Here is a 3988-nt window from a genome sequence, read left to right as displayed (position 1 = left end):
GCGCAACGCTTTGCCAGCGTTGTTGAACTGATGGATACCTTGCCGCAAGCACAACGCCAGCTGGTGCTAAACAGTTTAAACACCTCAACCTTGCACATTGTGGTTGAACGCGACTCTCAACTGGCTGCTTCATCTACGGACGCCTATGCGGTTCAATTGCAGGCGCTGTTATCGCGCCAACTTGACCAGCGCCCGGTGAAGGTCGCCATCCTCGACTGGGAACAAACTGCACCACTGTTTACCAACAGAATGCCCGGCATGATGCGCGGAATGCATATGATGCATGCCGAACCGGAACATCAACTGATGATGACAGCAGGCCCGACGGCCTTTCAAATCGAAGCACAACTGCGTGACGGTGACTGGGCGCGAATGGTTCAGCAACTGCCGCAGGATCAATTTCTACTGCCAGGCAAGTTACCTGTCACGTTGGCCATACTGTTATTGTCCGTGGTTGCGCTGTCATTGTGGGCGGTTCGCCGCGTCACCCGTCCTTTGGTGGTGCTGGGTGAAGCCGCCGATGCACTGGGCCGCGATATCACCCGGCCAGCGTTGAACGAAAACAAAGGCCCCAGGGAAGTCAGGCATGCGGCGCAGGCGTTCAACACCATGCAAACACGCATTACCAACTACATTCAGGACCGGGAACGGTTTTTAGCCGCGGTGTCCCATGATTTAAAAACACCCATCACCCGTCTGCGCTTGCGTGCCGAACTGCTGGACGATGGGCCAGTGCGCGACAAGATCCTGCATGATTTAAATGATATGGAAACCATGACGGTTGCCACGCTCAATTTCATCCGCGGCGAACAACAACATGAAGAAAGCAAACCGGTGGATATCATGGCTCTGCTGGAAACCTTGCAGGACGACCGGCAATCCATGGGACAAAAGGTCAGTATCAACGGCAACGCGTCACCTTATCCAGCACAGCCCATGGCATTGCGCCGTTGCCTGGAAAACCTGATTGATAACGCCATCAAGTATGGTGAACAGGCGGATGTGCAGCTTGAAGATACGCAACAGCCTACACAACAACAGCTGCTTATCCGTATCCTTGATCACGGCCCCGGTATTCCCGAACAGCAGCTTGATGAAGTCTTCAAACCCTTTCATCGTCTCGAAGCATCACGCAACCGCGAAACCGGCGGGGCAGGGCTTGGACTCAGCATTGCCCGAACCATCGCGCGGGCACACGGCGGCGACCTTACCCTGCACAACCATGCTAAAGGTGGACTGGAAGCCGTACTTACACTGCCGCGATAAAAAAACTCCTTCATTTCACTATTATTCCTTCTCCCCTCTGGGGAGAAGGCTACGAGCACATGGATGTGCGAGGTAGAGCGCTGTCGGGAACAAGCGCCGAGGATGAGGGCTAGATCTTTCATAGCCCCCTCAATTCCCATAGTTACACCAAATGACAGTAATACTATGCATACTATTTATGCAGAATAATCATTTTTAAAGATTCGGGCAGCATGTTGTTTAGGACTGGTTTATAGTATGGGGAATTTGATTGTCGTTATCGTCAGAATGTGTGTATCCAAGAAGTCTATAAATGTCGAGATTCGGCGTTTATTAACAGTGTTAATAAATCTGGAAAAATGACATTCTGTCTAAATAACTGTTAGTCGTATATAAAAGGAAATTAGTATATGGAAAATAAAATATCAGGGTTATGTCACTGTGGATTGATTGGATTCAAAATAAAAAATAACCCAATGTTTACAGTGAATTGCCATTGTAATGATTGTAAAAAACGGAATGGTAGTGCGTTCTCAACCTATGCAGGTGTGAATGAAAGCGATTTGGTATTTACAAAAGGAGAGGATAATCTCAAAAAATACAAAGTCGAAAACTCTGGGGAAAAATATTTTTGTAAGGAATGTGGCTCACAAATATATAACAAAAATTATCGCATCCCTGGCATGTATTTAGTATTTTATGGCGCATTGGCACAACCATCCAACTTTACACCAGCATTTAACGTGTATTGTTCAAGTAAACTCAGCTGGGTCGATGATATTAATAAAATCAAAAGCTATCAGGAATCTTTTCAAAAATGAAATATCTGCGTAAGACATCGACTAACAAGCAAATCATGTCGTTCGCTATTGCTCACTCGGACGCGGCTACGCCTCGCCGCATATTTGGTCGTTAGGCATTCATACCTCACGGAGTAACATCCATGGAGTAAAAGGGGACGGAGGGATTTTTATTCAACCAATTGGTCAGGTTGCTCAAAATTAAATCCCTCCTTCCCTTTTTTGTAGAACTCAGAAGACAGCACACCCTGGCTAAAGGAGATAGCAGTTGTGACTTTTACTACCACGGAAACTGAACATGAGTAGCGGATTTAAACACATGCCGAATTTCGCATTCCGGCTAATGTCTTTCTTACTATCTATACGAGATGTTTTGATTCCGGCCGGGAAAAAGCTCGATCAGTTCAATATTGATAATGGTTTTATCGTTGTAGATTTTGGTTGTGGACCAGGAAGTTTTGTTGAAACTGCATCGAAATTAGTCGGCAGTAGTGGCAAAGTTTACGCTGTTGATGTTCACCCACTAGCCATCAAGGCAGTCACAGAAAAGGCAAAGAAGAAAAACCTTGAGAACGTTATTCCGATTTTATCAACAGGCTATCCCGTTGAAATAGATGATCACACAGTAGACGTAATCTATGCATTGGATATGTTCCATCATATTAAAGATGCCGGGGAATTTCTCAAAGAACTTCATCGTTTGCTAAAGCCTGATGGTACGCTCTTCATCGAGAGTGGTCATCAGCGAATGGCAAACGCAAGGCAGAAGATAGCAAAGAGTGGTTGTTGGAAAATTATTAGAGAAGAGCGTAACATGTTTACGTGTTCGCCCAAATGAAAGCGCATGGGTTAGAGGGATCAGCCCCCTTATTGTTAAACAGGGATTATTAGCAATATGTCTACGGGCACTCCGTTAACTTCAGAACGTCCGGCACCGGTATCCTACGGACAGGCATTTGTTTACTGGTTAAAACTGGGATTCATCAGTTTTGGCGGACCAGCCGGTCAGATCAGCATGATGCACCAGGAACTGGTGGAAAAACGCCGCTGGATTTCCGAGCATCGTTTCCTGCATGCATTAAACTACACCATGGTTCTACCAGGGCCCGAAGCACAGCAGCTTGCAACCTATATAGGCTGGTTGATGCATGGTGTATGGGGTGGTATCACGGCAGGTGTGCTTTTTGTATTGCCTTCATTGTTTATTCTAATTGCGTTAACCTGGCTTTATCTTGCTTATGGTGATGTGCCCGTGGTTGCCGGCGTTTTATATGGCATTAAACCCGCAGTCACGGCTATTGTGGTGTTTGCAGCCTATCGAATCGGATCGCGGGCCTTAAAAAACAATGTGCTTCGCGCTTTCGCCCTGCTGGCTTTCCTGGCGATTTTTGTGCTTCAGATTCCTTTTCCCTATATCGTGCTGGCCGCCGGTTTGCTGGGTTACGCGGGTTCGCGGTTTGCGCCGCAATATTTTAAGGCGGGTGGTCACCATGCAGCTTCCGACAAAACATTTGGTCCGTCGCTGATTGATGATGATACCCCGGTACCCGATCACGCCAACTTTAAATGGAGTAGATTCTTAATTTATGCAGCCACCGGGTTAATTATCTGGGTAACTGTTATGGGCTTGCTTGCAAGTAATTACAGTTGGGGTGGCACGTTGCCACAGATGGGCTGGTTTTTTACCAAGGCGGCGCTGGTTACATTCGGTGGTGCTTATGCAGTATTACCCTACGTGTATCAGGGTGGAGTAGAGCAGTATGCATGGCTAAGTGGTACACAAATGATTGACGGGCTGGCGCTGGGTGAGACAACGCCAGGACCTTTGATCATGGTAGTGGCTTTCGTGGGATTCGTGGGTGGCTGGACCAAAGAAATATTCGGGCCTGATATGCTGGTTATGGCCGGTGCGGCAGGTGCGGCGGTTGCCACGCTTTTTACTT

The 3988-nt window shown here is 47.3% G+C and carries 4 protein-coding genes; all 4 read left to right on the top strand.

Features of this window, described 5'->3' with window-relative positions; translation table 11 throughout:
* Positions 1 to 1266, top strand: a 1266-nt coding sequence (locus ACWVCM_RS13240; protein WP_455202233.1) for an ATP-binding protein, incomplete at its 5' end; no start/stop codon positions are given.
* Between the two features lie 389 nt (positions 1267 to 1655).
* Positions 1656 to 2066 (top strand): GFA family protein, encoded by a 411-nt coding sequence (locus ACWVCM_RS13235; protein WP_455202232.1) that lies wholly within the window; start codon positions 1656 to 1658, stop codon positions 2064 to 2066.
* 277 nt (positions 2067 to 2343) lie between these two features.
* Positions 2344 to 2883, top strand: coding sequence for a class I SAM-dependent methyltransferase (locus ACWVCM_RS13230; RefSeq protein ID WP_455202231.1), 540 nt, complete (start codon positions 2344 to 2346; stop codon positions 2881 to 2883).
* Between the two features lie 57 nt (positions 2884 to 2940).
* Positions 2941 to 3988: chromate efflux transporter (gene chrA, locus ACWVCM_RS13225; protein ID WP_455202230.1), on the top strand; the 1048-nt coding region annotated here is incomplete at its 3' end.

The sequence above is a fragment of the Kaarinaea lacus genome (genome assembly GCF_975902315.1).
Note: the sequence above shows the minus strand (reverse complement) of the source record. Positions and strands in the feature narration are given on the sequence as shown.

Bases quoted from the DNA above. Each gene is read 5' to 3' on its own strand.
- ACWVCM_RS13235 (WP_455202232.1), top strand. From the start codon at position 1,656: ATGGAAAATAAAATATCAGGGTTATGTCACTGTGGATTGATTGGATTC.
- ACWVCM_RS13230 (WP_455202231.1), top strand. From the start codon at position 2,344: ATGAGTAGCGGATTTAAACACATGCCGAATTTCGCATTCCGGCTAATG.